This window comes from Megasphaera vaginalis (ex Bordigoni et al. 2020) (assembly GCF_900240295.1).
GTDB lineage: Bacteria > Bacillota > Negativicutes > Veillonellales > Megasphaeraceae > Megasphaera > Megasphaera vaginalis.
In genome coordinates this window covers 42,974-69,358 of the sequence record NZ_OEQB01000002.1, presented here as the reverse complement: position 1 = coordinate 69,358, position 26,385 = coordinate 42,974, and the positions used below count along the sequence as shown (strand labels likewise).

General features: G+C 56.0%; 24 protein-coding genes. 16 read left to right on the top strand and 8 right to left on the bottom strand.

Annotated elements, in window-relative coordinates; translation table 11 throughout:
• Nucleotides 1–164 precede the first annotated feature (164 nt).
• Nucleotides 165–1,736 (bottom strand): ClC family H(+)/Cl(-) exchange transporter, encoded by a 1,572-nt coding sequence (locus C0977_RS02895; protein WP_101912388.1) that lies wholly within the window; start codon nucleotides 1,734–1,736, stop codon nucleotides 165–167.
• A gap of 177 nt (nucleotides 1,737–1,913) precedes the next feature.
• Here C0977_RS02895 and crcB point away from each other — a divergent pair, with 177 nt between their 5' ends.
• From crcB to C0977_RS02835, 12 genes are all read left to right on the top strand, one after another.
• Nucleotides 1,914–2,291: a fluoride efflux transporter CrcB gene (crcB, locus tag C0977_RS02890; RefSeq protein ID WP_023053865.1), complete on the top strand. Its 378-nt coding sequence runs from the start codon at nucleotides 1,914–1,916 to the stop codon at nucleotides 2,289–2,291.
• Between the two features lie 80 nt (nucleotides 2,292–2,371).
• The gene (locus C0977_RS02885; RefSeq protein WP_023053816.1) at nucleotides 2,372–3,562 is read left to right on the top strand and encodes a M20 metallopeptidase family protein; all 1,191 of its coding nucleotides are present in this window, start codon (nucleotides 2,372–2,374) and stop codon (nucleotides 3,560–3,562) included.
• 197 nt (nucleotides 3,563–3,759) lie between these two features.
• Entirely contained in the window at nucleotides 3,760–4,857 is a 1,098-nt protein-coding gene (locus C0977_RS02880; protein ID WP_101912387.1) for an acyltransferase family protein, read from the top strand.
• Between the two features lie 139 nt (nucleotides 4,858–4,996).
• Nucleotides 4,997–5,590 (top strand): DedA family protein, encoded by a 594-nt coding sequence (locus C0977_RS02875; protein WP_101912386.1) that lies wholly within the window; start codon nucleotides 4,997–4,999, stop codon nucleotides 5,588–5,590.
• Complete coding sequence (locus tag C0977_RS02870) at nucleotides 5,587–7,146, top strand: ArnT family glycosyltransferase (protein ID WP_101912385.1); 1,560 nt, start codon at nucleotides 5,587–5,589, stop codon at nucleotides 7,144–7,146. The genes C0977_RS02875 and C0977_RS02870 overlap by 4 nt, the downstream gene beginning before the upstream one ends.
• Nucleotides 7,147–7,155: 9 nt before the next feature.
• Nucleotides 7,156–8,769, top strand: a complete 1,614-nt coding sequence (locus C0977_RS02865) for an ArnT family glycosyltransferase (RefSeq protein WP_101912384.1) — start codon at nucleotides 7,156–7,158, stop codon at nucleotides 8,767–8,769.
• 9 nt (nucleotides 8,770–8,778) lie between these two features.
• Complete coding sequence (locus C0977_RS02860; RefSeq protein ID WP_101912383.1) at nucleotides 8,779–9,483, top strand: uracil-DNA glycosylase; 705 nt, start codon at nucleotides 8,779–8,781, stop codon at nucleotides 9,481–9,483.
• 174 nt (nucleotides 9,484–9,657) lie between these two features.
• Nucleotides 9,658–14,205 (top strand): glutamate synthase large subunit, encoded by a 4,548-nt coding sequence (gene gltB / locus C0977_RS02855; RefSeq protein WP_101912382.1) that lies wholly within the window; start codon nucleotides 9,658–9,660, stop codon nucleotides 14,203–14,205.
• A gap of 195 nt (nucleotides 14,206–14,400) precedes the next feature.
• Nucleotides 14,401–15,288, top strand: a complete 888-nt coding sequence (locus C0977_RS02850) for a radical SAM protein (RefSeq protein ID WP_101912381.1) — start codon at nucleotides 14,401–14,403, stop codon at nucleotides 15,286–15,288.
• A 155-nt stretch (nucleotides 15,289–15,443) separates the two neighbouring features.
• Nucleotides 15,444–16,079, top strand: a complete 636-nt coding sequence (locus C0977_RS02845) for a hypothetical protein (protein ID WP_101912380.1) — start codon at nucleotides 15,444–15,446, stop codon at nucleotides 16,077–16,079.
• A 196-nt stretch (nucleotides 16,080–16,275) separates the two neighbouring features.
• Nucleotides 16,276–17,421, top strand: coding sequence for an ABC transporter substrate-binding protein (locus C0977_RS02840; RefSeq protein WP_023053774.1), 1,146 nt, complete (start codon nucleotides 16,276–16,278; stop codon nucleotides 17,419–17,421).
• Nucleotides 17,422–17,577: 156 nt separating this feature from the next.
• Nucleotides 17,578–18,447 carry a cation diffusion facilitator family transporter gene (locus tag C0977_RS02835; RefSeq protein WP_234987550.1) on the top strand — a complete coding sequence of 290 codons (870 nt, stop codon included), beginning with the start codon at nucleotides 17,578–17,580 and terminating at the stop codon, nucleotides 18,445–18,447.
• Between the two features lies 1 nt (nucleotide 18,448).
• On the opposite strand, the gene C0977_RS02830 is transcribed toward C0977_RS02835, so the two are convergent.
• Nucleotides 18,449–19,153: a M48 family metallopeptidase gene (locus C0977_RS02830; RefSeq protein WP_159459019.1), complete on the bottom strand. Its 705-nt coding sequence runs from the start codon at nucleotides 19,151–19,153 to the stop codon at nucleotides 18,449–18,451.
• Nucleotides 19,154–19,263: 110 nt separating this feature from the next.
• Here C0977_RS02830 and C0977_RS02825 point away from each other — a divergent pair, with 110 nt between their 5' ends.
• The 3 genes from C0977_RS02825 to C0977_RS02815 all read left to right on the top strand — a co-directional run bounded on the left by C0977_RS02825 (nucleotide 19,264) and on the right by C0977_RS02815 (nucleotide 21,453).
• Nucleotides 19,264–19,818, top strand: coding sequence for a 3'-5' exonuclease (locus tag C0977_RS02825; RefSeq protein WP_101912378.1), 555 nt, complete (start codon nucleotides 19,264–19,266; stop codon nucleotides 19,816–19,818).
• Between the two features lie 284 nt (nucleotides 19,819–20,102).
• The gene (gene thiW / locus C0977_RS02820; RefSeq protein WP_023053804.1) at nucleotides 20,103–20,627 is read left to right on the top strand and encodes an energy coupling factor transporter S component ThiW; all 525 of its coding nucleotides are present in this window, start codon (nucleotides 20,103–20,105) and stop codon (nucleotides 20,625–20,627) included.
• Nucleotides 20,617–21,453: a hydroxyethylthiazole kinase gene (locus C0977_RS02815; protein WP_101912377.1), complete on the top strand. Its 837-nt coding sequence runs from the start codon at nucleotides 20,617–20,619 to the stop codon at nucleotides 21,451–21,453. Before thiW ends, C0977_RS02815 begins: the two co-directional genes overlap by 11 nt.
• Before the next feature lie 70 nt (nucleotides 21,454–21,523).
• On the opposite strand, the gene C0977_RS02810 is transcribed toward C0977_RS02815, so the two are convergent.
• Genes C0977_RS02810 through C0977_RS02800 form a run of 3 tightly spaced genes read right to left on the bottom strand, consistent with a single transcriptional unit; the run spans nucleotide 21,524 to nucleotide 23,206 of the window.
• Complete coding sequence (locus tag C0977_RS02810) at nucleotides 21,524–21,733, bottom strand: type II toxin-antitoxin system RelB/DinJ family antitoxin (RefSeq protein ID WP_234987549.1); 210 nt, start codon at nucleotides 21,731–21,733, stop codon at nucleotides 21,524–21,526.
• Entirely contained in the window at nucleotides 21,714–22,778 is a 1,065-nt protein-coding gene (locus tag C0977_RS02805) for a nicotinate-nucleotide--dimethylbenzimidazole phosphoribosyltransferase (protein ID WP_101912376.1), read from the bottom strand. The genes C0977_RS02810 and C0977_RS02805 overlap by 20 nt, the downstream gene beginning before the upstream one ends.
• Entirely contained in the window at nucleotides 22,775–23,206 is a 432-nt protein-coding gene (locus C0977_RS02800) for a hotdog domain-containing protein (protein WP_101912375.1), read from the bottom strand. Before C0977_RS02800 ends, C0977_RS02805 begins: the two co-directional genes overlap by 4 nt.
• A 122-nt stretch (nucleotides 23,207–23,328) precedes the next feature.
• On the opposite strand from C0977_RS02800, the gene C0977_RS02795 reads away from it, so the two are divergent.
• Nucleotides 23,329–24,339, top strand: a complete 1,011-nt coding sequence (locus tag C0977_RS02795; RefSeq protein WP_023053894.1) for a LacI family DNA-binding transcriptional regulator — start codon at nucleotides 23,329–23,331, stop codon at nucleotides 24,337–24,339.
• 117 nt (nucleotides 24,340–24,456) lie between these two features.
• Here C0977_RS02795 and pyrR read toward each other — a convergent pair whose 3' ends face one another.
• Genes pyrR through lspA form a run of 3 tightly spaced genes read right to left on the bottom strand, consistent with a single transcriptional unit; the run spans nucleotide 24,457 to nucleotide 26,372 of the window.
• Entirely contained in the window at nucleotides 24,457–24,993 is a 537-nt protein-coding gene (gene pyrR / locus C0977_RS02790) for a bifunctional pyr operon transcriptional regulator/uracil phosphoribosyltransferase PyrR (RefSeq protein WP_023053826.1), read from the bottom strand.
• 9 nt (nucleotides 24,994–25,002) lie between these two features.
• Nucleotides 25,003–25,923 (bottom strand): RluA family pseudouridine synthase, encoded by a 921-nt coding sequence (locus C0977_RS02785; RefSeq protein ID WP_023053860.1) that lies wholly within the window; start codon nucleotides 25,921–25,923, stop codon nucleotides 25,003–25,005.
• Nucleotides 25,923–26,372, bottom strand: a complete 450-nt coding sequence (gene lspA, locus C0977_RS02780; RefSeq protein ID WP_101912374.1) for a signal peptidase II — start codon at nucleotides 26,370–26,372, stop codon at nucleotides 25,923–25,925. The genes C0977_RS02785 and lspA overlap by 1 nt, the downstream gene beginning before the upstream one ends.
• Between the last annotated feature and the right edge of the window lie 13 nt (nucleotides 26,373–26,385).

The following is a 26,385-nucleotide window of genomic DNA, read 5'->3' as shown; positions in this document are numbered from 1 at the left end:
CGTCGATTATAGCAAAAAACAGGTTCGTAAGTCAAAAAAATAAATATTAACACATTCATTTTGAATTTTTATTTTATATTTTGATTCTGAAAACAGATGATAATCTGTATTTTAAACATCGTTTTCCTTTTATTTTTATCACCAGGTAATAATTTTTATAATTATTATGCATTTTCTTTTTCCACGAGACTCCTGACCGCTTCCGCCGCACCTGGCGAATCGGTGAGAATATAAATATAATCTCCCGCCTGCAATCTTACTTTGTTGTCCGGAACAATCTCCTCGTGACCGCGTTTGACATCAATCAGGGCAACATGGCCGGGCCATTCGATATGTCCGATAAACCTGCCGTCTGCGCGACTGCCGCTGGCAACGGTAAGTTCAAAAATATTACGTTCTCCATCGTCAATCGCCGAAGGCCCCCCTTTTTTCAGCAACCGCTGCAGGAGGACATCGTAGATCGGCTCGCCGCCGCCAAGTTTAGCTGCAATCAGCGCAATAAGCGAAGCCGTGCAGAGGACCAGAAGATGGTCGTAGGAATTGGTCATCTCCATGATCAGTATCGTACCGGTAATCGGCGAATGAACGGAAGCCGTGAAGAAGGCCGCCATGGAAATAACAACGATATTGGATAAGTAAGCCGGTTCCATCAGTCCCAGCTGAATCAGGCAGATGCCGACGACGCTTCCCGAAAGCGCGCCGAGAACGAGCATCGGCAAAAAAAAGCCGCCCGGTACGCCGCAGCCGTAGCTGATAAACGTGAACAGGTACTTGCCGATGAGGAGCAAGAGAAACAGGCCTAAAGAAAGAGGCATTTCATGCATTCTGTTGATCAGATCATTACCGCCGCCCAATACGTCCGGCAGAATATAGCCCAACACGCCGGCCGTCACCAGCGCAAAGGAAACGCGAGTCCAACCGCTGCGGAAAAAAGCCGTTCCGTAGAATTTCGACATGGACAGGAGCCCCTTATTAAAGAGTTGTCCCAAAAACGCGGCGACAAGGCCGACGATCAGGGCGATCCACATGTAACGCAGCGGAAAATGCGGCAACATGCCGAACTGAAAGATTGAATCCTTTCCGAAAATAAAACGGCAAACCATCGTTGCCATTAATGCCGCCGCCATAGCCGGCGCCAACACGACGCCGGAAAAATTACGATGGAGCTCCTCCAAAGCGAAAATCACGCCTGCCAAGGGCGCGTTAAAAGCGGCGGCAAGTCCGGCGCTGGCGCCGGCCGTAATCAAATACCGTTCTTCCATACGCGTCCGGCCGAAAAAACGGCTGATCCCCTGAGCTGTTACGGCGCCGATCTGGATTGACGGTCCTTCCCGTCCCAGCGAAAGGCCGAGGCCTATGCCCAGTACGCCGCTAAACAGCTTAACCCACAGAATACGCAGCCAGCGCATACGGATAACGCCGGAAATGACGCCTTTTACCTGCGGAATGCCGCTGCCGCCGGCATCCGGTTCGTAAACGACGGTCCGATGGAGGAGATATCCGGCGGCAATGAGCAAGAGAAACCAGGCGATATTCTCCGGCAAGCCTCCTTGCTGCAAAACTGTATATACGGATATCCGAAGGGCCGTTCCCTGTTCCAGAGCCCAGCGAAAAAGACTGATGATCAGCCCCGAGACGATACCGACCAGGGTACCTTCAAAAAAAAGCCGCAGCCGAAACCGTGGCCAATGACTTAATTGGCGTATTGTCGGCACTAATTGCCCGCGGATATGCATAATCGATTCCTCCCTTATTGCCTTCTTGCCGTAGCCATTATAGCATGAATCGCGCATTGCGTCAGCGTTCATCGACTGTACCGCGCGGGAAAGACGCGGAGCGGTTTTTCCTATCTTGACAAGGTATCTGTTTCATGCTAATTATAAATAAACATATTATATGGGAGGTTCTGCGTTATGAGTCACATCCTCGCCGTCGCCGCCGGAGGCGGTATCGGCGCCGCGCTCCGTTATGGCGTCACCGTGCTGGCCAACCAACACGGCGGTCTTACGTTTCCGTACGGCACGATACTGGTCAATGTAATCGGTTCTTTCCTCATCGGCGTCCTGGCCGTTTGTTTTGCCTGTCATACGGAGCTTCCCGGTTGGCTGAAGCTGTTTTTCATCACCGGGATTCTCGGCGGTTTTACTACATTTTCCACATTTAATCTCGAGTGGATCACGCTGATACGGACGGAAAATTTCAGCGCCGCTTTCCTCTACGGCGGCCTGAATGTGATCGGTTCCTTTATTTTCTGCTTTTTCGGCCTCGTCGCCGGCGAATCCTTCATTTGACCGGCAGGCAAGCAGGAATTTCCCGGCAGCAGCACGAATATGATAGTATACATCACACTTGCCAGAAGGAGGTCACGGCAATGAAAGACTTCGTACCGGACTTTACGATACGCGCTGCCGTTCGTAAAGTTCTTCCCTATATGATGGAAATGCGCGAATATTTTCACGCCCATCCCGAATTGAGCGAAAGAGAATTTGACACCTGCAAGATGATTTTCCAGGAATTGTCCCTCATGGGTATTGAAGACGTCAAAATCATCGCCGGTACAGGCGTCACGGGACTGATCCGCGGCGAACTGCCGGGCCCGACGCTGTTGCTGCGCGCTGACATCGACGCCCTGCCTTTGGCGGAAAAATTCGACTGCCCTTACGCCTCCCTCGCTGACGGCATCATGCACGCCTGCGGTCATGACGGACACGCCGCCAATCTTCTCGGCACCGCCAAGATTCTCCAGGACCACCGCGACTGTCTGCGCGGCACGGTCCGCCTCGCCTTCCAGCCTGCCGAAGAAGGCAGCGGCGGTGCGGCCCGTATGATCGACTCCGGCATTTTGAACAATCCGCCCGTCGATTATGCACTCGGTCTTCATGTCGCCGGCGGCCTGCCGCGAGGTTACGTCGGACTGCGCAGCGGTGAAATTAATTCGTCTTGCGATGACTTCATCATCACCCTCCACGGCAAAGGTGGTCACGGTTCCCAGCCCTCACTCTGCGTCAGTCCGATCCAGATGGGGCTGTCCGTCATTCAGGATCTGCAAAATTTCGTCTACCACTGCCATGCCGACGGCGACGGCGTCATCCTCACCTTCGGTCAATTCCAAAGCGGCCAGAGCCCGAATGTCATCCCCGACACGGCGGAACTGAAGGGTACGCTGCGGACGTATGACGAAAAGAAAAGGCATCTCATTCTCGACAAAATGGAAGAAATTCTCCATGCCGTTACCCGGCAGTACGGCGGCACTTTCGACCTGAACCTCGCTCCCTTCTCTCCGGTCTGCATCAATGATGCGGCAGCGACGGAGAAAGTCGGCGCGATTCTGAAAGAGCACTGTCTGGATTCCGTCTCCGTCGTTCCCATGAAACGCGGCAGCGGCTCCGAAGACTTCGCCTATTTCGCGGCTGCCGTGCCGAGCGTGTTTTATTACGTCGGCATTTACAAGGATGAGCCGGTCATCGGCCATTCGCCGCAGTTCCACTGGGACAGCAGCGCTCTGAAATACATGTGCGAAACACTGGTCACCATCGTGTATTACTTCGCCTCCTATGTGTAATCTTCTCCTAATGAACTCCCGTACTCGCTGCGGGAGTTCTCGTTTTCACAGCGGCCGAAGAGACGCGCCCTTTTTTCCCGACAAGTTGACGCTTCCTGCGGGCAAACTGCGCGCCGCTCTTTACGACCTGCACGAAAGTATTATAATGAAAATAAACTCATTCCCGTTTATATACGTTCACAGAAAGAAGGCCGCTTATGAGCCCTAAGCTCCCGTTTCTCGACAATCTCCGCACCTTTTGCGTTATCATCCTTTTTTGCTGCGCCGCCGTCATCGGCTATGGCGTCATGACGCCGCACCACACCTTTGTCGCCATGCCCGCCGCAGAACGGAGCGGCGCCGTCAGCCTTGCCGCATACTTCCTGTTTCTGCTTGCCGTCCCCTGTCTTTTTTTTATCAGCGGCTACTGTACGGCAGCTTCTCTCCGCGTCCGTCTCTTTCGTCCCTTTCTGCAGCGGCGCCTGCACCGCATCGGTCTGCCTTGGCTGGCCGGCGCCGTCGTTATCGCGCCGATCCTGGCTTATATCTCGGCGCTGAGCCGCCAATCCGACGTCGCGCCGCTGACTTTCCTGACGACTTCCTTCTTCGGTCCCGCTTATGAGCAGGGGCATTACTGGTTTCTCGGTCTCCTTTGTCTCTGCACGCTCGTATTAACGGCGGCAAAGAAGCTGCGCCGCAACATCCTGCGCCGCGTACCGGGACAACGTCTCCTGCCGCTTTACGTCATACCTCTTTTTTTGCTGCTGCACAGTGCCGGAACGCTGCTCATTTGGTACGTCCTGCCCGGCTTCTACGGAAACGTTATCGAGCAAATGTATACGCTGGCCGTAACGCCCTACCTGCTCCTGTCGTCCTGTCTTTATTTCGCCCTCGGCGTTTACGCCATGAAACATCGCTGGTTCACGGCGCAGGGCTATACGCCGTCGCTGCCGTGGCTGGTCCTTCTTCTCCTTGCACTGGTCCTTTACCGCAGCGACTGGCACTTCTTTTTTCTCGTCGGGTTCGGCCTTCCCATTACCGATGTCTTCATTTCGCTGACAGGCCTTTTCTCTCTTTTGGCGATCTTCGCCCGCTTTGCCGGCAAGACCTCTCCGTCTACGGAAAAACTCGCCCTCTTCGCTTATCCCCTTTACTATCTGGGCAACGCCTGCCTGCAACTGCTCGCATATTTTCTCTTACCGCTGACCGTCGGTCCCGTCTTGAAGGTAACCCTCGCCATCGTCCTGACACTCGTATACGTTTACTTTCTCACCAACTATCTGCTCTTCCGCCTGACCTGTTTCCAACGCCGGTAACAGTGCCCTGATAACAAAGCCGCGGCGCGACGAACCGTTCCCGCGTCCGCCGGTGCCTGAAAAAAACTGGTTTCATACCTGCTCCTGTGGTATTATAATACTGATATTTAATTATCACTATTTCAAACAGGAGATCTCTATGGACACCTTATTGCAGCTGATGGAATCGTATGGCTACGTCGCTATGTTTTTGGCCATGGTCGCCGAAAATGCCAACATTCCCATTCCCAGCGAAGTCATACTCGGCTTTGCCGGCTTTCTCATTTCCCAACATATTTTTACCTTCTGGACCACCTTTATCGTCGCCTGTCTTGCCGGCGTCGTCGGCTCCGTCATCAGTTATTGGCTCGGCTCTTACGGCGGCAGGCCGTTGCTGCTGAAATACGGTAAATACATCTTTTTCAACGAAAAAAAATTCAATATGGCCGAGTCCATGTTCAACAAATACGGCGGCGCAGCCGTTCTGATCTGTCGCTGTCTGCCCGGCGTCCGAACCTTCATTTCCTTTCCCGCCGGCGTCGCCCGTTATCCCTTCGGTCGATTTTTGATCTACACCGTCATCGGCACCATCCCCTGGACATTGCTCCTGGTCTGGGCCGGCTCCATTCTCGGCAGTCATTGGCGCGACCTGATCCAGTACAATCACATTTTCCTGATCGTCATTGCCGTCATCTGCGCGATTGCAGCCGCCATTTTTCTCTGGCGCCGCCGCAGCAAGGCTCACCAATCATGAAGAATTGGCTGTACGACAACCGTTACGGCATCGGCCTGTTCATTTTGGCAGCAATCTTTTTGCTGCCTTTTTTGGGCATGTTTCCCCTGACCGATCCCGATGAGCCGGTGTACGGCGAAACGGCGCGGGAAATGCTCGCCGCCGCGGACTGGCTCTCCCCGCGAATTTACAACGATTTCTGGTACGATAAACCGCCCCTCTTCTACTGGCTCGAAATGATTTCGTACCGTCTCTTCGGCATTTCCGATTTCACGTCCCGTCTCCCCAGCGCCGTCATGGGAATCGCTACGGTCTGTACCGTTTACCGGCAGGGGAAGGCCATTTTTAACAAAGCCGTCGCCTTCCGGGCGGCGCTCATCCTCCTGACCAGTCTCGGCTTCATTTACATCGCCAAAGCGGCCGTGACGGACATGACCCTGGTCTTTACGCTGACTGTCGCCATGCTCGCTTTCTATCGCCGCCGTTATGCCGAAGCTTTCGCCTTCTGCGGTCTTGCCGTCCTGGCGAAAGGGCCTGTCGGCTACGCGTTCCCGGCGCTAATCATGTGCTGTTACATCGCCGTCTGCCGGCACTGGCGGCTCATACGCTCGATGTGGCTTCCACAAGGCATTGCGCTGGCTTTTCTCATCGGGCTGCCCTGGTATCTGGCCATGACCTACGTACACGGCGACGCCTTCGTCGACACTTTCATCGGCTACCACAACATTACCCGCTTTACGGCGCCGGAACATCCCGGCAAAAACAGTCTTTTCTTTTATATCCCCATTCTGCTCGGCGCTCTTCTCCCCTGGACGGGAGCCTTGGCGCCGGCGTTTCGCCGGGCCGTCCGGGAAGGCGGTCCCGATGGCGACGCACTGCGTTTTTGCCTGATTTGGGCCGTCTTCATCTTCCTCTTTTTCTCCCTTTCGAAAACGCAGCTCGTCACCTATATTGCGCCTATGTTTCCGCCCGTAGCCCTGCTTCTCGGCTGGTATTCCGTGTCTTTGGAAAAGGCGGATAATCGTCCCCGCCTTTGGCCGGCGACGTCCTTTATCGTCGGCGCGGCGCTGTTGCTTTGCAATCTGCTCCCGCTCCATACCGGATCGCATTTCTATAAGGAGCCTATCCTTACCGTATCTATCTTGCTGGCGGCTGCCGTCATCCTGCCCGGTCTGCTCCTGTGGCTGCGCCGGCGCCGTCTTGCACTGTACACGACAGTCCTTTCCATGCTGCTTTTTACGGGCCTTACCTTTGCCGCCATCTTGCCCGCTCTGGCGCCATATATAACGTCACAGCCCCTTGCCGCCGCCCTTGCCGCCCATTATGACGGCACGTCGCCCGTCTACATAGAAAAAAGTCTGCGTCCCGGCCTGGCCTTCTACAGCGGCGTATACGGCACGGAATGGAAAGGCTGCAGCGCCCTGGATCCGGTATCGCTGCGCAGCAAACCGGACAGAGTATACATCCTCATCCCGAAAGACACATACGGCAAATTGACGTCTGCCGGCTCGGCGATAGCGCAATTTCCGGTTCTCGCCGATCTGCCGGCGCAACTCATTCTGCTCAATCATTTCTAGGAGGCAACTATGCGACAGCGTTCATTCCTGCTCTTCGTGGCATTCCTCTCTCTCCTCTTTTTCCTCTCCGGCAACGCCTATTTGGCCGTTACCGACCCCGTTGAATCCAATTATGCCCTCACGGCGAAAGAAATGGTCCTTTCCGGCGACTGGATTTCGCCCCACATTTACGGCATTCCCTGGTATGACAAGCCGATTTTTATCTACTGGCTCATCAGCCTGTCCTATACGCTGTTCGGAATTACCGACTTTGCCGCCCGTCTGCCGTCGGCCCTGTTCGGCGCCGCAGCCGTCGTCCTCAGCGCCTGGTACGTACGACGCGCCGCGGCAAGCACGGCGGCAGCAGCGCTCATGGCTGCCATGACGGCTACGTCCGTTGCCGTCTGGATCATCAGCAAATCCGTCATTACGGATCAGATGCTCTTTTTCTTCACGACGGGAACCATGCTCTTCGCCGCTATCTCTCTGACCGAGACGAAGCCGTTCTACATCCGCCTGGCCTATGTCTTTTCCGCTTTGGCGGTCCTGACCAAAGGCCCTGTCGGAATCGTTCTGCCGGGGCTCTTTCTCCTCCTCTTTGCGGCGCTCAGCCGCAGGAAAGATTACTTGAAACTGATCTTCGACCCTTTCGGAATCCTTTGCTTCCTCGTCATCGCCGCCCCCTGGTACGGCGCGATGTACGCGCTCCACGGCACAGCGTTCGTCGACGGCTTTCTCGGCTTGAACAACATCGTCAGAGCCACCGTTTCGGAACATCCGGAAGCAAACGTCTGGTACTATTATCTGCTTCTCGTTCCGGTCAGCCTCCTGCCCTGGACAGGCCCCTGCCTTTGCGGGCTATGGCAGCACCGCCGCGACGACGGCAGTCATCGTCTTTTCCTGATCTGGGCCGTCGGTACCGTCGTTTTCTACAGCCTCATGGCGACGAAATACCCGACTTACGCCTATATTGCCAATTGGCCCCTCCTCTATTTCGGCGTTGCCGCCATAAAAAGTATTTATGCTTCAGAAAGCCGCAAATATTGGTTCATCGTCACAGCGCCGGTACTGTTTCTGTGGCTGCTGTTTTTCGCGGCCGCCTGCGTGTCCGATCCGAAGAATATCGCCTTACCGCCCCTCACCGGTATCATCGTCTTCCTGCCGGCTGCAGCGGCGATTTTGGCCGTTTGTCAGTATTTCCGGGCATTTCCTGCAATCCCCTTTGTTGCCGCCTGCGGCACTGCCGTACTGTATCTGCTGCTGACCTATCAGGTTCTGGTCCCCTTTTACGACTACCGTTCGACGACGGCGCTGTTGCCGGCTGCGGCGCAGCTTCGCGGCGATAGCTGTTTTTTCGGAGAATACAGTACCTCCTTTGTCTATTACACCGGCCGCAGCGCTGTTCTGATAGCCCCGGAAAGCGCGGCAACGGCGGCGCCGCCGAAACGCGACGCCGTCTGGCAGCGCAAACATCTTTACCGTGAAGAAGGGGAAACTGCCATCATCGATAAAATCAAGCAGGGCAAGGCCGTAACGGTCATCGTCAAGGACAACCGCCGCGAGGAGTTCGCCCATTCCGCCTTGAAGAACTACTTCCGCGCCGCCGGCACATACGGAAATTTTCATCTCTATGTTACGCCTTAGGAGAATATCATGACCATAACAGACTTCATTGACTCTCTGAAAACCTACCATGCGCCGGCAGTCTTCAATCCTTGGAGTGACTATGACGAACGCTGCGACAGCGGACCGTCAGCGCCGCAGATCCGTTGCCGCCAGCTCCATGACTATCTGCAACTGCGCCTGCACGTGGCCCGTTATCTCCTTGTCGCCGAAGCCGCCGGTTACCAGGGTTGCCGCTTCACGGGCATTGCCATAACCTGTGAACGAATGCTGCTCGACAGGCATGATACGGTTACCGGCGCCGCCATCATCGGCCGGCAGGGTAAACGGACCAGCCGGCCTGACTGCGCTTTTATGACCTCCCGGGCGCAACGGGAAAAGGGAATGAACGAACCGACCGATACCTATGTCTGGGGCGCGTTGGCACAAAACGCGCTGGCTGCCGAAACGGTCATCTTATGGAATATTTTCCCCTTCCATCCCCGGAAGGCATCGCCCTTTACGAACCGCACACCGTCCGATGCCGAGCTGGCCGCCGGTTTATCCTATACCCGCCGGCTTCTCGCCCTCTTCCCGACGACGCCGCACGTCGGCGCAATTGGCAGAAAAGCTGCGGAAACGCTGCAACACGCCGGCATTGACGCCGCCGTTATGCGTCATCCCGCCAACGGCGGCGCTTCCCTCTTCCGCAAGCAATTCGCCGCCTGGGTGCAGGAAACCGAACTGAATCGCTGAACTTCATCGAATTGCATAAATTGCATTTTACTTTTTCGCTAATATTATTTATTTTTGATAAATAATATTAGCTTTTTTTATTGTATTTTATTCCTTTTTGTTTTATAATTACAACATTAACTTTAATATTCCTTATTTTTTAAATACATCACGTTTGGAGGGGGGATAGCAAAAATGAAAAAAACACATGGATTGCCGGAGGCGCAGGGGCTGTACCATCCCAAGTTTGAACACGATGCCTGCGGCATCGGCATCGTCGCCAATATCAAAGGGGAAAAATCCTATGACACGATCGACAATGCGCTGACGATACTGGAAAACCTGAAGCACCGCGGAGCCGAGGGAGCCGACGCCCAAAGCGGTGACGGCGCCGGCATCTTGGTGCAAATACCGCACCGTTTTTTCTGCCGCGAATGTGAAGTCTCTCATATCGCCTTGCCTGCAGAAGGAGCGTATGGAGTCGGCATGATCTTTGCGCATCCCTATGAAGCGTTTCGCAAAAAACAGATGCAGGCCTTTGCCGAAGTCGTGACGGCCGAAGGATTCTCCATCCTAGGCTGGCGTGATGTTCCCGTCGATGAAAGTCTTATCGGTAATGTCGCCAAAACGACGATGCCCCATTTTCTTCAAGTCTTCATACAGAAACCGTCCGATCTGGCACCGATGGATTTTGAACGCCATCTCTATCTTATCCGCAAGGTTGCCGAAGAGAAAATCATCCCCGTCAGTCAGGAAAACGGAACGGACTTTTATATTGCCAGCCTTTCGGCAAAAACCCTGGTTTACAAAGGCATGTTGACATCTGTGCAGCTGCGCCATTTTTTCCTTGATCTGTCCGATATGGATTTTACAACGGCAATCGCTCTGGTTCATTCCCGTTTCAGCACCAATACCTTTCCCAGTTGGGCCCGCGCCCATCCGAACCGGTACATGGTACACAACGGTGAAATCAATACGATACAAGGAAATATCAACTGGCTTAATGCCCGTGAAAGCAAATCGAAATCACCGCTCTATCCGAATCTGGAAAAGGCGTTTCCCGTCATCGACGCGACCGGCAGCGATTCCGCCATGTTCGACAACTGCCTGGAGTACCTGTACATGACCGGCCACTCGTTGCCTCATGCCATGATGATGATGATCCCCGAACCGTGGGAAAAGAATCCGCTCATGAGTCATTCCAAACGTGATTTTTACCGCTACCACAGCTTCATGCTCGAACCGTGGGACGGCCCGTCCGCCATCGGCTTTTGCGACGGCACCGTCGTCGGCGCCATGCTTGACCGCAACGGCCTGCGTCCGGGACGCTATTACATTACTACCGACGATTACCTTATCGCCAGCTCCGAAGTCGGCGCCCTGTCTTTGCAACCTGACAAAATTCTCTATAAAGGGCGGCTGGAACCGGGCAAAATGCTGCTAGTCGACACGAAAGCGCAGCGCCTCATTGACGATGATGAGATCAAGGAACAAATGGCCGCAGAGCATCCTTACGGCGAATGGTATAAAAAACATATTACCGACCTGGAAGAGTTGATGGCCACGCGCTCCTTCCCCCAGACGGATCAACCGCTTCCTTATGATCTGAAAGAACAGGAAATGGTTTTCGGCTATACGCGGGAAGACATGGATAAAATCATCCTGCCTATGGCCCGTGACGGCAGTCAGCCTATCGACTCCATGGGCGTCGACGTCCCTCTCGCCGTCCTGTCGGAACGCCCGCAACTTCTCTACGATTATTTCCAGGAAAACTTCGCGCAAGTCACCAATCCGCCGATTGACGGCACCCGTGAAAATATCGTCATGTCGACGCAGATTATCCTCGGCAACGTCGCCAATATCATGGATCCCGACGAGGCCAACACATCGGGACTGCGCATCAGTCAGCCGCTCCTGACAAATGAGGAAATGACCGTTATCAAGAACCTGCAAACGCCGTCCTTGCACAGCGATACGATTTCACTCCTATATCTGGTCAACAGCGGCGCCGAAGGAATGGAAACGGCAATCGAATCCCTGTGCATCGACGCGTTGAAAGCGATCCGCAACGGCGCCAATATTCTCGTCCTTTCCGACCGCGGCATCAATTCCCGCATGGGAGCGATCCCCGCGCTGCTGGCAACGGCAGCGTTGCATCATTTTCTCGTCGCCAAAGCGCTGCGTTCCAACGTAGGCCTCGTCCTCGAATCGGGTGAACCTCGCGAAGTGCATCATTTCTGCACCCTCATCGGCTACGGCGTGACGGCCGTCAATCCCTACGTGGCTCTCGAAGCGGTCAAAGAACTGTGCCATAAGAAAAAGCTGCCGGCCCTGACCGTCGCAGCGGCGCAAGCCAACTACCTGAGCGCCGTTAAAGACGGCCTGCTCGCCGTCATGTCGAAAATGGGGATCTCCACTGTCCGCAGTTATCACGGCGCCCAGACCTTCGAAGCTGTCGGCATCAGCCAAGATCTGATCGATAAGTACTTTATCAATACGCCTTCGCCCATCGGCGGCATCGGCATTGCCGAAATCGCTAAAGAAACGGAACTGCGCCACAGTACGGCCTACACCGGCGCCGGCACGCTGCCGCCCGGCGATTTCTATCAATACCGCAAAGACGGCCAGCCGCACATCATCGACCCGGAAACCGTAACGATGCTGCAAAAAGCCTGCCAGACAAACGATTACGCCCTCTATAAGCAGTATGCCGCCAAAGTAAACAACGCCGCCGTCTTCCGTCTTCGCGACTTGCTCTCATTCCAATATCCCGCCGGCGGCAGTATTCCCATTGAAGAAGTCGAATCGGCGGATGCCATTGTCAAACACTTTCGCACCGGCGCTATGAGTTACGGCGCCCTCAGCAAAGAAGCCCATGAATGCGTTGCCGTTGCCATGAACCGGCTCGGCGGCAGCAGCAATACCGGTGAAGGCGGCGAAGATGCCGCCCGCTTCACAAAGGAGTCGAATGACCGGATCAAACAGGTCTCGACGGCCCGTTTCGGCGTTACCGGCGAATATTTGATCCATGCCGATGAATTGCAGATCAAATGCGGCCAAGGTGCAAAGCCCGGCGAAGGCGGCCACCTGCCTGGCAACAAAGTATTTCCCGACATCGCCAGGACACGCCATGCCACACCGGGCGTCACGCTGATCTCCCCGCCGCCGCACCACGACGTCTACTCCATTGAAGATCTCGCCGAACTCATCTTCGATCTGAAAAACGCCAATAAAGACGCCGCCATCAGCGTCAAGTTGACTTCCGGGGCCGGCATCGGCACAATTGCCGCCGGCGTCGTCAAAGCCAAGGCCGACACCGTTACCGTCAGCGGTTACGACGGCGGCACCGGCGCCTCCCCGCGGACCAGTCTCCGTCACGCCGGCCTGCCGTGGGAATTGGGATTGGCGGAAGTACAGCAGACCCTTCTTCTCAACCGTCTCCGCAACCGGGTTCGCCTGGAAGTGGACGGCAAATTGCTTACAGGCCGTGACGTGGCGATTGCCGCGCTCTTCGGCGCCGAACTCTTCGGCTTCGGCACGGCTCCGCTCGTCGCCATCGGCTGCCACATGCTCCGCGTCTGCCACTTGAATACCTGTCCCTTCGGCGTCTGCACGCAAGACGAAAAACTGCGTCGGAAATTTAAAGGCAAACCGGAATATATCATCAACTTCATGCGCTTTATCGCCCAAGATCTGCGTGAAATCATGGCCCGCCTGGGGTTCCGCACCTTGTCCGAAATGATCGGCCGTTATGATTGTCTGAAGCAGAAGACAAAAGCGCCGAACTGGAAGGCGGCCTCCGTCGACCTTGAAAAGCTCCTCTTCCGCCCCTATACGGATCCTGCGCTCAGCCATCACTTCACAACGCCGCAGGATCACGAGCTGAATGCGACCTTGGACATGTCCAAGCTGCTGCGCATGTGCCGGCCGGCCTTGCTGGAACAAAAACACATTCGCGCCAAATTGCGCATTAAGAACACAGACCGCGTAACCGGCACGCTTCTGGGCAGCGAAATCACTCGGCATTATGGCAGAACCGGCCTGCCGGAAGACACGATCAACCTGACCTTCGTCGGTTCGGCCGGCCAAAGTTTCGGCGCGTTCATCCCCGCCGGCCTGACGCTTACGTTGGAAGGCGACGCCAACGATTACCTGGGGAAAGGGCTTTCCGGCGGTAAGATCATCGTCATGCCGCCGGCAGGAAGTCTCTTCCCGCCGGAAGACAATGTCATTATCGGCAATGTCGCTTTCTACGGCGCTACGCGAGGCGAGGCCTATATCAACGGCATTGCCGGCGAACGCTTTTGCGTCCGCAACAGCGGCATGACGGCCGTCGTGGAAAGAATCGGCAACCACGGCTGTGAATACATGACCGGCGGCCGTGTTCTGGTCCTCGGCGCCACGGGTCGTAATTTCGCCGCCGGCATGTCCGGCGGTGTCGCTTACGTCTACGATCTGGAACCGGCCCATTGCAATACGGAACTCGTCCGACTGGAAGAAGTGACCGATGAAGCGGAAGCCGCCGGGATCAAATCGCTGTTGGAACAGCATGTCATCTGTACGAACAGTGACTTGGGCCGCCGGCTGCTCGACGACTGGGAAGATACGCTGTCGCGCCTGACCAGAGTCATCCCTTCGGCCTATGAAGAAATGACAACGCTCATCGCCGCCGCCGAAGCGGACGGCAATACTCGCGAAGATGCGGAAATGATCGCCTTTGCGGCAAAATACGGTAAAGACTAAGTGCTTTCCCAACAGGCTGTGAACTTTTTTTCGTTCACAGCCTGTTTTTTCCTGCCGTCTGCGCCAACGCATTCAAGTTATTGCAGGAGCATTGCAAAACAGTTATTGGCATTTTATTTCGCAATGTGTATAATATGTAATTAGTATTATTATCACTTAGGCCATATTTGCTGATTATATAGAAAGGTGATCCAAATGATAATTGATGATGCCGGCGGACTCGTATTTCGTCCGCCCAGTGAAGCACGCAGCTTTATTCTCCGCGTAACGATCGGCTGTTCTCATAACACGTGCCGCTTCTGCGCCATGTACAAAGACTCCGCATTCCGCATTCGTCCTCTGGAGGAAATCGACGGAATTATCGAACGCGGCGCCGCCGCGTTGCCGTTCATACGCCGCGTCTTTCTGGCCGACGGCGATGCCCTCGTCTTGCCGACCAAGAGTTTGCTGCATATTTTGGAAAAATGTTACGCCTCCTTCCCCTCCCTGACCCGGGTCGGCGCCTACGCTACTCCTGCCGACTTGAATCGTAAAACGCCGGAAGAATTGGAAGCCCTTCGAAAAGCCGGTCTGCAGATCCTGTACATGGGTATCGAAAGCGGCGACGACGGCGTGCTGACAGCCGTCGACAAGGGAACGACAGGGGCCGAAACGATTGCGGCGGGAAAGAAAGCGCTCGCGGCGGGCATGAAACTTTCGGCCATGATCCTCCTCGGGCTCGGTGGCAAAGAGCGAACGACGGAACACGCCTTGCATACGGCGGAGGTCATTTCAGCCATCAATCCGACCATGCTCAGCGCCCTGACCTTGATCATTCCCGATAACGTGCCCCTGTACGGCGACGTACAAAACGGGACGTTTACGCCGTTGACGGCACGCGGCTTCCTGAAAGAACTGGAAATGATTTTACAGCATACGGAGATGAAGAACCCCTGCATCTTCCGCAGCAACCATGTTTCCAATCTGTACCCCGTCGGCGGCACCTTGCCGATGGACAAAGAAAAAATGCTGGCAGCCTTGCAATCGTATATCCCCATGCTGGATGATACGGTACCGCTGCTGAATGACAACGGCAATTTCTGAACATCTGCTGAAATCGGCAGGATGGCGCGGCGAATAATTTCCCTGCGCCATCCTGTTTTTTGTCCGCTCCCTTCGTGTGCCGTCCCGTCTCCATCATCTTTCTCCGCTTGTGGTATAATATATAAAAAAACTGAACGGAGAAAGGAAGTCTTATCATGAAGAAATGTATCGCTCTTTTCTTAATGATCTTTGCGCTCACCGGTTTTGCAGCAGCCGCCGACAGTGCCCCGTTGTTCGACCATATGCGCAACATCATCATCGTCGACACAACGCAGGAAGGCCCTGTCGCCGCCTATATGTCCCGCGCCCTGCGGCAGCCGTTCCGCATCCCCTATTGGAACCGTCTGGACGCTGCCGAGCTCATTGCCCCGGAAGAAGCGACACCGTCTGCGCTTCGCGGCATCGCCAAAAAATACGACGCCGATATCGTCCTTGTTCCCGTCGTCCGCAACTGGTACTGGAACCAATTCCATTCCCTAGACTGGTACGGCGACGAGGATGAATGGTTCGTCGAATACAACTACGACCTTGCCGTCTGCGCCTACAACCGCCGCACGGACACCTATGCCGTCTACGCCTGCCACGGCCATGATCGCGACGACGCTTCCGTACTGAACTCGCCGGCGGCTATCCTGCGCGATGCGATGGACACGCTGCTGGAAAAACTGCCGTACAAACGAATCCCGACCGATCTGGAAGAACTCTACGGCGTCTCCGACCCGCTGCAGCTGCGCCAAACTGCCGGCGGCGCCAAGCTCTGGACAAACGCGGACAAACCTGTCGCTATCTGATGCTGTACCGAACTCCCTGCCGTACGGAACGATACGGCAGGGAGTTTTACGGTCAGCGCCGTTGCCGCCGCACCGGCATATGGGGAGAACATATTTACAGTTTGCCGCGTATCTGCTACACTTTTCCTAAGACTGTCGGCAATATCGCTCATATACAGTCAAAACCGTTCCCGTCCCGGTAAAAGGAGACCTTCGCATGCGCAGCGCACTTGCCGCCGTCCTGCTGTCCCTCGCGCTTCTTTGCAGCAGCTGCGGCCTGACCGAACCGAATGAAATCCGTATCGGCATCAATATGAACCTGAATGAAAACGATCCCCTTTCCGACAGAGCCGCCGAACAAGGCATTGAACTCGCGAAAGATGTCATCAATGAAGAAGGCGGTATTCTGAACAAACCGATACAGCTTATTTCCATGAACAATCACGGCAGTCCCGAAAAAGCCGCCGCCGCCATGGACGCCCTCGCGGAACGGCACGTCTGCGCCGTCATCGGCCCGAATCGTTCGCCCGCCGCCCTGGCCGTCATTACCCGTGCCGAAGCCCTGAAGCTGCCGGTTATCAGCCCTGCAGGCACGCATCCCGACATTACCGTCAACAGCGAACTGCATCAAGTATATCCCCATATGTTCCGCGCCACCTTTATCAATTCCGTCCAGGCCCGCGCCATTGCGGAACACGCCTTTTCCCACTTGAAAAAGAGGCGGGCCGCCATCGTCAGCGACAGTACCGATCCGTACTCCCTCGACTTGGCCAAATTCTTTGAAAAATCCTTTACCGCTCACGGCGGTACCGTAACGGCCCATATCGATCTGGCCGCCGCGAATGCCGCGGACCGGGCCGTTGCCGCCGCCGCTATGTCCGATACGGTCTACATGCCGCTGTATATCACGAAGGCCGTCCCCCTGATCGCCGCCATCCGCCGCCACGACAAGGAGACCGTCATCCTCGGCGCCGATGACTGGCAGGCGCTTTCGACAGCGCCGCAACTACGGGAGGCAGACCTGAATCGCGTGTTTTATACAGACCATTATGCCAATGACGTTAACGACGCCGTTTCCGAAACCTTTGCCGAACGGTTCTACGAAAAATACGGCGAACTGCCGTCGGCAAAGGCTGCGCTCAGTTACGATTCCCTGCTGCTGCTGGCCAATGCCATGCGCAGCGGCAACAGCAGCAGCGATACGGCAATCATCCAAGGCCTGGAACATACGCGCGACTTTATCGGCGCCACCGGAAAAATCGGCTTTGACAGCAATCATGACGCGATAAAAGACGTCTGCATCATGACCTTCTGGCAAAAACAACCGGTCCTGACAGAACACCATCATCTGCTGGGCTGGTAAAATTTACATTTTCCGTCTTTACAAATGAGAACGTAAATGATAATATAGACTTATGAAACAGATTGTTCAGACAATCGGGCGTAAAGCAGCAGGAAAGCCTGCGGGACTCATACCGAAGTTCCGCAGGCTTTTTATCGTAATGAAAAGGAGAACGCCATGACTGCTACTAACATGGAAGATATAAAAAAAAGAACGGCGCGACTCTCCGTTATGAGCACCTTGTTCTTAACGGCGGGAAAATTGTGCATCGGCATAATGACCGGCACGGTCAGCCTCATTTCCGAAGCGATCCATTCCGGCATCGACTTGCTGGCGGCGGCTTTGTCGCTCCTTGCCGTCCGCGCCGCCGCCGTACCTCCCGACGCGGAGCATGAATACGGCCACGGCAAAATCGAAACCGTTTCGGCGGCCTTCGAATCGCTGCTGATCATCGTCGCCGCCCTGGCCATTTTGCGCGAAGCTGCCGAAAAATTCTGGTCCCCCGCCATGCCGGAGCACATGACCTGGGCCATTGCCGCCATGGCCGTCTCCGTCATACTCAACGGCGTCGTTTCCCACCGCCTCTGCAACGTCGGCAAAGCGACCCGTTCCGAAGCTCTCCTGGCCGACGGCATGCATCTTCGCGCCGATGTCTGGACGTCGCTGGCCGTCCTCATCGGCATCGTCCTCATCCAGCTCACCGGCTGGCCTTGGCTTGATCCGGTCATCGCCGTTTTCGTCGCCCTCGCGATTCTGCGCGTCGGCTACAAAATGTGCCGCCGCAGCTTCATGACCTTGACCGACGCCTCACTGCCGCAGGAAAAAGAAGAAGAAATCGGCCGTCTGATCATGGAAACGGAAGGAGTAAAGGGCTTTCATAACTTGCGGACCCGCACTGTCGGCAAGACGCTGCTCATGGACTTGCATCTGGAAATCGACCAATCGTTGCCGCTCCATACGGCCCATGCCATTTCGGACAACGTCGAGCATAAATTGAAACAGACCTACGCCCCCTGCGATCTGACAATCCACCTTGACCCCGCCTGAATTACAGGCAGTACGGCCCGTATTCGCGCAGCAGCCGCCGCCAGTGCCGCCATTCCGGCATGACCGCCGTCAGCAAAGAGTAAAAACGCCGTGAATGATCGCCATGAACCAGATGGCATAATTCATGAAGCACGACCTGATCCAGACACGGCGGCGGCATGATGACCAAATACGTATTGAGGGTAACGACGGCCTTCGCCGGCACACAGGAACCCCAGCGGGAAACCATGCGGCGCTGCCGCAGCGCGGGATAAGGGATCCCGTAGGGCTCCAGCCGGGGATACAGAGCCGCCAAGCGCAGCGGCAGCAACCGCTGCGCCAACGACGCCAGAAAATCGCGGTATACAGCCAGGCAGGCCGCGTTGTCTTCGGGCGCAGGCGTTTCCAGCAGAATCCTGCCGCCATCAAGATACATTGCGCTGCGCAGGCCTTCTCTGACAGACAGCACATACGGCTCGCCTCGGACATACAGCTGCGTCCCCGACGTCAGCTGTATTTTTTTCTGCGCCGCCGCGCGCCGGAAGAACGCTTCCTGCTGCCGCAGAAACGTCTCAATCCGTTCTCTGCCGACGCCGGGCCGGGCCGACACGCAGATCGTACCGTCGCGGCGCACACGGAGATTCAGATTCTTTACCGCTTTCCGTTCCAGCTCATAGACGATCACGCCGTCACGCAGCTGCAACTGCTCTCTTGATTTCTGTCCCATAGCCGTCTCCTGTCGCTTTTTCTCCATTATCTTCCGAAACGGAGCGCTTGGCAAGATTTTTTGCAGTCTCATGGTATAATGGAAAAAAGGAAAAAGAAAGGATAACGCCGATGCTCGAATTTACGGCCATTGATTTCGAAACGGCCAATCAATACCCGAACAGCGCCTGTTCCCTCGCCGCCGTCACCGTTGCCGGCAGCGAGACGATTCGCGAAGGCTATACGCTTATCAAACCGCCGTTCATGGTCTTTTCTCCCGACAACATCCGCATTCACGGCATCTTGCCGCAACAAGTGGAAAACAAGAATCATTTTGACGCCCTCTGGCCCGCCATCCGCAGCCATTTGGACGGCCACATCCTCGTAGCCCATTACGCCGCTTTCGACACACGCGTCTTGCGCAGTCTGATTAAGACCTACCGCTTGGAACCGCTCCATACGACGTACGCCTGCAGCGTCGAGATTTCCCGCAAAGTCTGGCCCGACCTGCCGAACCACAAACTCAATACGGTAGCCGCTCATCTCGGCTTTTCCTTCCGCCACCATCAGGCCCTCGACGACGCCCGCGCCTGCGCCCATGTCGTCGCGGCGGCAGCCGCCGAAACCGGCGCCTCGTCCGTGGAAGAACTGCTGGATATGACCGGTTTGAAGCTGAAGACACTCTGAGAAATCGGCCTTAAAGGATATGCGGGAAAACACCGAAAGCGAACGGCCTTCTCTCGGCCGCCTTTACAACTTGAAAATTCCGTGTATACTAAGAAATGGATCGAGGGGGAGCGCCCTGGATTGATGTCGTCACAGCGAGGGAACCCGTGTTGCGGGGTGAGAGGGTACCGTAAGTACCGACCGTTACTCAGCTTTCCTATGGGCGTTCCTGCGTGTATACAACCAAAAGGCTTCACTTCACATGACCGGACGCACGGGAACAGATAAAGGAGTGAAGTTTTTTTATGGAAAAAGATAAGAAAGTACTGCGTCTCGTATTTCTGGCAATGATGATCGGTCTCGGTGTCGTCATTTCCCCTATTCTGCGCATTGAAGGCATGTGCCCCATGGCGCACCTCATCAACATCGTCTGCGCCGTTCTCATGGGGCCTTGGTACGCCCTGCTCTGCGCGACCCTAATCGGTATCATCCGCATGACGCTTATGGGCATTCCGCCGCTGGCTCTGACCGGCGCCGTCTTCGGCGCCACCTTATCCGGCCTTTTATACCGCTATTCAAAGGGAAAACTCTGGGCTGCTGTCGTCGGGGAAATCATCGGTACGGGCGTTATCGGCGCCATCGTTTCTTACCCCATTATGGCCTTCGTTCTCGGCCGTGCCGGCCTGTCATGGTTCTTTTATGTTCCCCTCTTCTTTACGGGCACCCTGATCGGCGGTTCCATTGCCTTCCTGCTGCTTATGGCCCTGACGCGGCAAAAAGTCCTGCGCGAATTGCAGGAAAAATTAGGAGTGAATATATTTGCCAAATAATTTGTCGGTTGCAGCCGACCTGATGCCGCTGCGCCGCCGTATCGAAACGGAAAAACCGCTTATCCACTGCCTTTCCCATCCGATCACGATGAATGATTGCGCCAATCTCGTCCTGGCCGTCGGCGGCACTGTCAGCATGGCGTCCCATTGCCGCGAAGTGGAAGAAGTCGTCAGCCAGGCCCGCGCGCTGGCCGTCAACCTCGGCAACATCACTGACGAGCGGATGGAAGCTATGCGCCTTGCCGGCAGCCGCGCCGCCTCTTTGGGAATTCCGACGCTCATCGATGTCACCGGCATCTCGACGAGCACGCTGCGTAAAGATTTTGCCGTCGACTTCATCAGCGCCTGCCGGCCTTGCGTGATCAAGGGCAACAGCTCGGAAATACTGACCCTTGCAGGCTTGCCGCAGCACGGCATCGGCATTGACGCCGGCGCCGAAGATCTGCCGACACGCCGCAATTACGAGGAAAAAATGACAGCGCTGACAGCCTATGCCGCCAAGACAACGTCTGTCGTCGTCATGAGCGGCCCTGTCGACATCATCGCCGCTGCCGGCGCCGGCTGCGCCGTTGCCAACGGCACGCCGCTGTTGGCGCGGCTCACCGGCACGGGCTGTATGCTCGGCGTGCTCATCGCCGTCTACACTGCCGTCGGCACTCCTTTCCGGGCTGCTCTCCTCGGCACCGTAACACTCGGTATTGCCGGCGAAATCGCCGCTGCCGCCGGGCCGGGATTGGGCTCCTTTCACAGCCGTCTCTTCGACGCCTTATCGACGCTGACGGATGAACAGATCTGCCGCGGCGCACGCATTTTACAGGCAAAATAACGGCATACCAAAGGGAGTACCGTAACGGTACTCCCTTTTTGTTCCTCGCCGTTCCGCAAGCACATCCTGTTCACCGCGCGTCCCATTCGGCAAAACGCTCGTTCATCCGCTTGCGCCTGACCTTTTCCTTGCCCTCCGTCCCTGCCGCCCCGAAGGGCAGCCGGCCCGCTGCAATCGTCCGCTTATAAAACAGGGTGACCGCCTCTTCCTCCGACAATCCCAACCGCTCGAAAACGGCAGCGGCGCCGCGGCGCACGTCTTCATCTATCCGTATTTCCACCGACATTCCTTCCTTTCCCGTCCCGTTCCGCCCGTCGCCGCGCCGCTGCCGCATTGATGCCGTCCAGCGTCGCCATATGCCGGACGGCATAAAGCATGGAGCGCAAGAGTACGACAGCCAAAACGGCGCCGCTGCCTTCTCCGAGAGACATGCCGCCGTGCAAAATAACCTCGTTTTCATCACGGCCGATATAGCGAAGGGCCGCCGCCATCCCCGGCTCTCGCGACAAATGCGATAAAAGAGCGTAAGCGCGAACCGACGGTTCCAGCGTCACGGCGCAGGCCAGCGCCGCCGCCGTAATAAAGCCGTCGATAAAAAAAGGCAGCCGCAGTTCGGCGCAGGCCGTCATGGCGCCGCAGAGCGCGGCCAGATCATAGCCGCCGACACAGCGCAGCGCCTCCAGCGCATTGCCCCGTATCTGCGGGTAAGCAAGCAGTCCTTGCCGTACCAGCTCCTCCTTGTGCCGCAGGAGTCGGTAATTGCCCCGCGCCGAACCGTAGCCTGCCAGCCACGGCGTATGATCGGGCAGGAGCGCCGTCAGGACCGCTGCCGACGTCGTCGTATTGCCGATGCCCATTTCCCCGAAAGAAAGACAAGTATAGCCGTCCCGTTTCGCCGCCGCCGCCCGTTCACCGCCGATGGCCAGCGCCCGTTCCAGTTCCGCCGCCGTCATCGCCGGCTCAACGGCGAAGTCCCGCGTGCCGCGGCGAATCTTCCGATCGATGCCGACGCCGTCATCACTGTCAATGCCGACATCGACAACTTCGTACGGAATCCCGTTGCAGCGGCAAAAGCAGGTCACTGCCGATACGCCTTCCACCATCTGCCGGCTTTGCATGTACGTGATTTCCGCCAGCTGCTGCACGGCGCCGGAGCGGGTAATGCCATTGTCGGCGGCAAAAATGATATGTTTCGGCCGAAACGCCGTTTCCGTATTGCCCCAGGCCAGGAATACCTGCCGCGCCTGTGCTTCCAGGAGTCCGAGACTGCCCGGCGGCTTCGCCAAGTTGCGCAGCAGTTCATCCACTTCTGCAGCAAAGGTCATCGTCCGGCCTCCTGATAGCGGTCATACCGCTGCCGCAACAGAGCGGCGGCCCCGGTCAGCGGCGGCAGGCTCAGGCCGTGCGCCGTCGCGTTGCCGCCGCCGTCAACGCGAACAAAGGTCGCAAAGGCTTCCGCCGCCGCCTCATCATGAACGGTCAGCAGCACATGGACGGCGACACTCGTCCTGCCTGCCGCGACAAGCGTGCTTTCCAGCGCAAACGTTTCCCCCTTACGGACGGGCCGCCAAAAGCGGAAACCGTCAAGACCGAGAAACACGATATCCGTCGTGTCCAAAAATCCCTGCGCCGCCAAAAAACCGCATTCAATCAGATAGGAAGCTCCCTGTCCGGCGAACAGCGTGTCATGATGATTCAGATCCCGGCCCAATACCATATGGGCCGTTTTAATATGCTTATCGTTTCCTTCCACAGCTCTCTCTCCTTAACAACGTATCCTGTTTTTTTCATTATATCATATGAAATACGCATCATTTTAGGAAAGAGTTGAAAAACTGCGTTACTTATGTCACAATAAAAAAAAGAGGTGATCCTATGCCGACAATCAAAGATATCGCCAAGGAGGCCGGCGTCTCCATCGCGACGGTATCGATAGTCCTGAACGGAAAAGGAAAAGAACGGAAAATTTCGCAAGACACGCAACGGAAAATCACGGAAATCGCCAATGCCATGAACTACGTCCCGAACCAATCGGCAAAAAAATTGCGCGCATCCAGTGCCGACGGTTATTCCATAGCCTTCTACTGGGCTACGGACTTCCGTATCAACTATTTGGCCCGTATTACGTTGGGAATTCAGCGCGAAATGATGCGGCAAAACCGCATTGCCCATCTGACAGTCGTTCCCTACAAGGTCGATCAGCTGCAAAAACAGCTGGAAACGGAACAGAACAAGTATTTTAACGGCATTATCATTGCCAACATGTCCAACAGCGACATGGATTATTTAAACTCCATCAGCCTTCCCTGTCCGGTCGTGCTCTTTAACCGCACGTCCGAAAAATACAGCAGCGTGACGATGGACAACTACGAAGTGGGCCGCAACGTGGCACGGCATTTCCTGAAAAAGGGAATCTACGATGCCGGCGTGTTGACGCACGATACGACGTTTCCCATTATGCGCATGTGGATGAACGGCTTCCTCGATACGTTTGCGGCGGCAGGCCACCCGATTCCGACCGAACGGATCATCCTCTGCAGCACCTCGTCGGCCAGCGCCGTCGACGTTTTCAAAGAACTTCACGCCGCACACCGGCTGCCGCAGGCCCTTTTTTGCGAATCCGACGTCTTGGCGCACGGCGTCCTTTATGCCTGTCATTCCCTGGGAACCGTCATCCCCGATGAACTGGAAATCTTCACCGTCGGTATCAACATGCCGGAAATGAACGACTTCGCCGTACCGGCGCTGTCGCGTATCGACATTCCCATGGGCACGATCGGCGAAGAATGTATGCGCCTGATGCTGGATCTGCTGGAAAAGAAACGGCCGAATCCGACGATCGTCTACGTTGACGGCAAAGAAATCATCGCCCAATCGTCACCGTAAGCCGGTACTGGCGGCACGTATCCGACAAACACGAAAGCGGCAGATGAGAAGGCCGCTTTTCCTTGCTCCAAACCGAAAAAAGAAGAGAAGAATGCACGGCGCATCCTTCTCTTCTTTTTACGTTTCTTCACACAAGACGACCTGATTGACAGCGTCCGTTTCGGACAGGCGAACGGCAACGGTTTCGCGCCGTGACGTCGGCACGCTCTTACCGACATAATCCGCGCGAATCGGCAGTTCCCGATGGCCGCGGTCAATCAATACGGCCAGCTCGATAAACTGCGGCCTGCCCGACTCCATAATGGCGTTCAGCGCCGAACGCACCGTCCTGCCCGTAAACAGGACATCGTCGACGAGAACGATCGTCTTGCCGTCGCCGTCAAAAGCCGGCTGCCCGCTGCCGACTTTTTCGATGCGCCTTTTGCCGTCGTCCCTGTATGCCGATATATCCAAGTCGAAGACCGGCACGGACAGACCTTCGATCGCTTCCAGTTCCACGGCCAGTCGCTTGGCCAGCGGCACACCGCGCGTGTGAATCCCGACGAGGATCGTATTCTCCAGCCCCTTATTGCGTTCGATAATTTCGTGGGCAATACGGCGAACAGCCCTGCCGATCGCCTTTTCGTCCAACAATACGGTTTTGATTTTTTCCATTCCGCCCTCCTATCCTTCACTGCCGGCAGCCGCGGCCAGACAAGCGAGAAAATCGGCCGGCGCCGGCGCCTCAAAATGCATGGCCTGTCCCGTAACGGGATGAACCAGATCCAACGTATGTGAATGCAGCGCCTGCCCGACAATAGGGAAGGCGTCCTTTTTATAGCCGTACAACGGATCATTGACGACAGGATGGCCGATATAGGCCATATGGACGCGGATCTGATGGGTTCGTCCCGTTTCCAGACGGCATTCGACCCACGTGTATTCGCCGTACCGCCGCTGCACCGTAAAATGCGTAACCGCCTCTCTGCCGTTTTTGGCGACGACGGCCATTTTAATCCTGTCTTTCGGATGCCGTCCGATAGCGCCGTCAATAACCCCCTTCGTCTCGACAATATTGCCGTGAACGAGGGCCCAATAGCTGCGCCGCGCCGTATGAGCCTTGATCTGCGCCGCCAGTCCGCGATGAGCCGCATCCGTCTTGGCAGCCACCATGATCCCCGACGTATCCTTGTCCAGGCGGTGAACGATGCCGGGACGGATAACACCGTTTATGCCGGACAGCTCGCCGTGGCAATGATGGAGCAAGGCATTGACCAAGGTGCCGTGACGGTTTCCCGCCGCCGGATGGACGACCATGCCGCGCGCCTTATCGATAACGATGATATCGCTGTCTTCATAAACGATCTGCAGCGGAATATCCTCTGCCGCCGTCGTTTCCGCCGCCGCTTCCGGCAACAAAACGGTCAGCAGCTCCCCGGCGGACACGCGATAATTGGCCTTTACGGCCTTGCCACCGACAGTCGCCCGTCCCTCACGGATCAGCGTCTGCACAAAAGCGCGGGAAAGGGACAACTGCCGCGCCAGACAGGCATCAAGGCGCAGTCCTTCTTCCGCCGCCGTCAGCGTAACTGCTCGCGTTTCCATCACGGTCTCCTCTCTCCTTCCCGATCATGCGTCCAGGAATACCACAACAACAAAACGACGCCGGCGACGATTCCCATATCGGCGACGTTAAAAACGGGCCACACGCGAAAATCGAAAAAATCCGTGACGGCGCCGTGGAAAAAACGGTCGACGGCATTCCCGAAAGCACCGCCGAGCAGCAGTCCGAGCCCGTACTGCACACAGCCTTGCCGCGGTATTTTGCGCCGGAACAGCACATACAGACCGACGAGAACGGCGGCAATAGCCAAAAAAAACCATTGCTGATTCTCCAGAATACCGAAAGCGGCCCCTCGGTTCAATATATACGAAATATGAAAAATTCCCGGAACGACAGGTACCGATTCGTGAAGAACCATGACCTGCCGTATCAGAAACTTGCTTCCCTGATCGAGAAAAATAACCAACAAGGCGATGCCGATAACCTGCACAAAAGCCTCCTGA

Bases quoted from the DNA above. Each gene is read 5' to 3' on its own strand.
- C0977_RS02885 (WP_023053816.1), top strand. From the start codon at position 2,372: ATGAAAGACTTCGTACCGGACTTTACGATACGCGCTGCCGTTCGTAAA.
- C0977_RS02880 (WP_101912387.1), top strand. From the start codon at position 3,760: ATGAGCCCTAAGCTCCCGTTTCTCGACAATCTCCGCACCTTTTGCGTT.
- C0977_RS02830 (WP_159459019.1), bottom strand. From the start codon at position 19,153: ATGGGACAGAAATCAAGAGAGCAGTTGCAGCTGCGTGACGGCGTGATC.
- C0977_RS02785 (WP_023053860.1), bottom strand. From the start codon at position 25,923: ATGGAAACGCGAGCAGTTACGCTGACGGCGGCGGAAGAAGGACTGCGC.
- crcB (WP_023053865.1), top strand. From the start codon at position 1,914: ATGAGTCACATCCTCGCCGTCGCCGCCGGAGGCGGTATCGGCGCCGCG.
- C0977_RS02805 (WP_101912376.1), bottom strand. From the start codon at position 22,778: ATGACCTTTGCTGCAGAAGTGGATGAACTGCTGCGCAACTTGGCGAAG.
- C0977_RS02895 (WP_101912388.1), bottom strand. From the start codon at position 1,736: ATGCATATCCGCGGGCAATTAGTGCCGACAATACGCCAATTAAGTCAT.
- gltB (WP_101912382.1), top strand. From the start codon at position 9,658: ATGAAAAAAACACATGGATTGCCGGAGGCGCAGGGGCTGTACCATCCC.
- C0977_RS02875 (WP_101912386.1), top strand. From the start codon at position 4,997: ATGGACACCTTATTGCAGCTGATGGAATCGTATGGCTACGTCGCTATG.
- C0977_RS02825 (WP_101912378.1), top strand. From the start codon at position 19,264: ATGCTCGAATTTACGGCCATTGATTTCGAAACGGCCAATCAATACCCG.
- C0977_RS02795 (WP_023053894.1), top strand. From the start codon at position 23,329: ATGCCGACAATCAAAGATATCGCCAAGGAGGCCGGCGTCTCCATCGCG.
- C0977_RS02835 (WP_234987550.1), top strand. From the start codon at position 17,578: ATGACTGCTACTAACATGGAAGATATAAAAAAAAGAACGGCGCGACTC.
- C0977_RS02865 (WP_101912384.1), top strand. From the start codon at position 7,156: ATGCGACAGCGTTCATTCCTGCTCTTCGTGGCATTCCTCTCTCTCCTC.
- C0977_RS02860 (WP_101912383.1), top strand. From the start codon at position 8,779: ATGACCATAACAGACTTCATTGACTCTCTGAAAACCTACCATGCGCCG.
- C0977_RS02845 (WP_101912380.1), top strand. From the start codon at position 15,444: ATGAAGAAATGTATCGCTCTTTTCTTAATGATCTTTGCGCTCACCGGT.
- pyrR (WP_023053826.1), bottom strand. From the start codon at position 24,993: ATGGAAAAAATCAAAACCGTATTGTTGGACGAAAAGGCGATCGGCAGG.
- C0977_RS02840 (WP_023053774.1), top strand. From the start codon at position 16,276: ATGCGCAGCGCACTTGCCGCCGTCCTGCTGTCCCTCGCGCTTCTTTGC.
- thiW (WP_023053804.1), top strand. From the start codon at position 20,103: ATGGAAAAAGATAAGAAAGTACTGCGTCTCGTATTTCTGGCAATGATG.
- C0977_RS02870 (WP_101912385.1), top strand. From the start codon at position 5,587: ATGAAGAATTGGCTGTACGACAACCGTTACGGCATCGGCCTGTTCATT.
- C0977_RS02850 (WP_101912381.1), top strand. From the start codon at position 14,401: ATGATAATTGATGATGCCGGCGGACTCGTATTTCGTCCGCCCAGTGAA.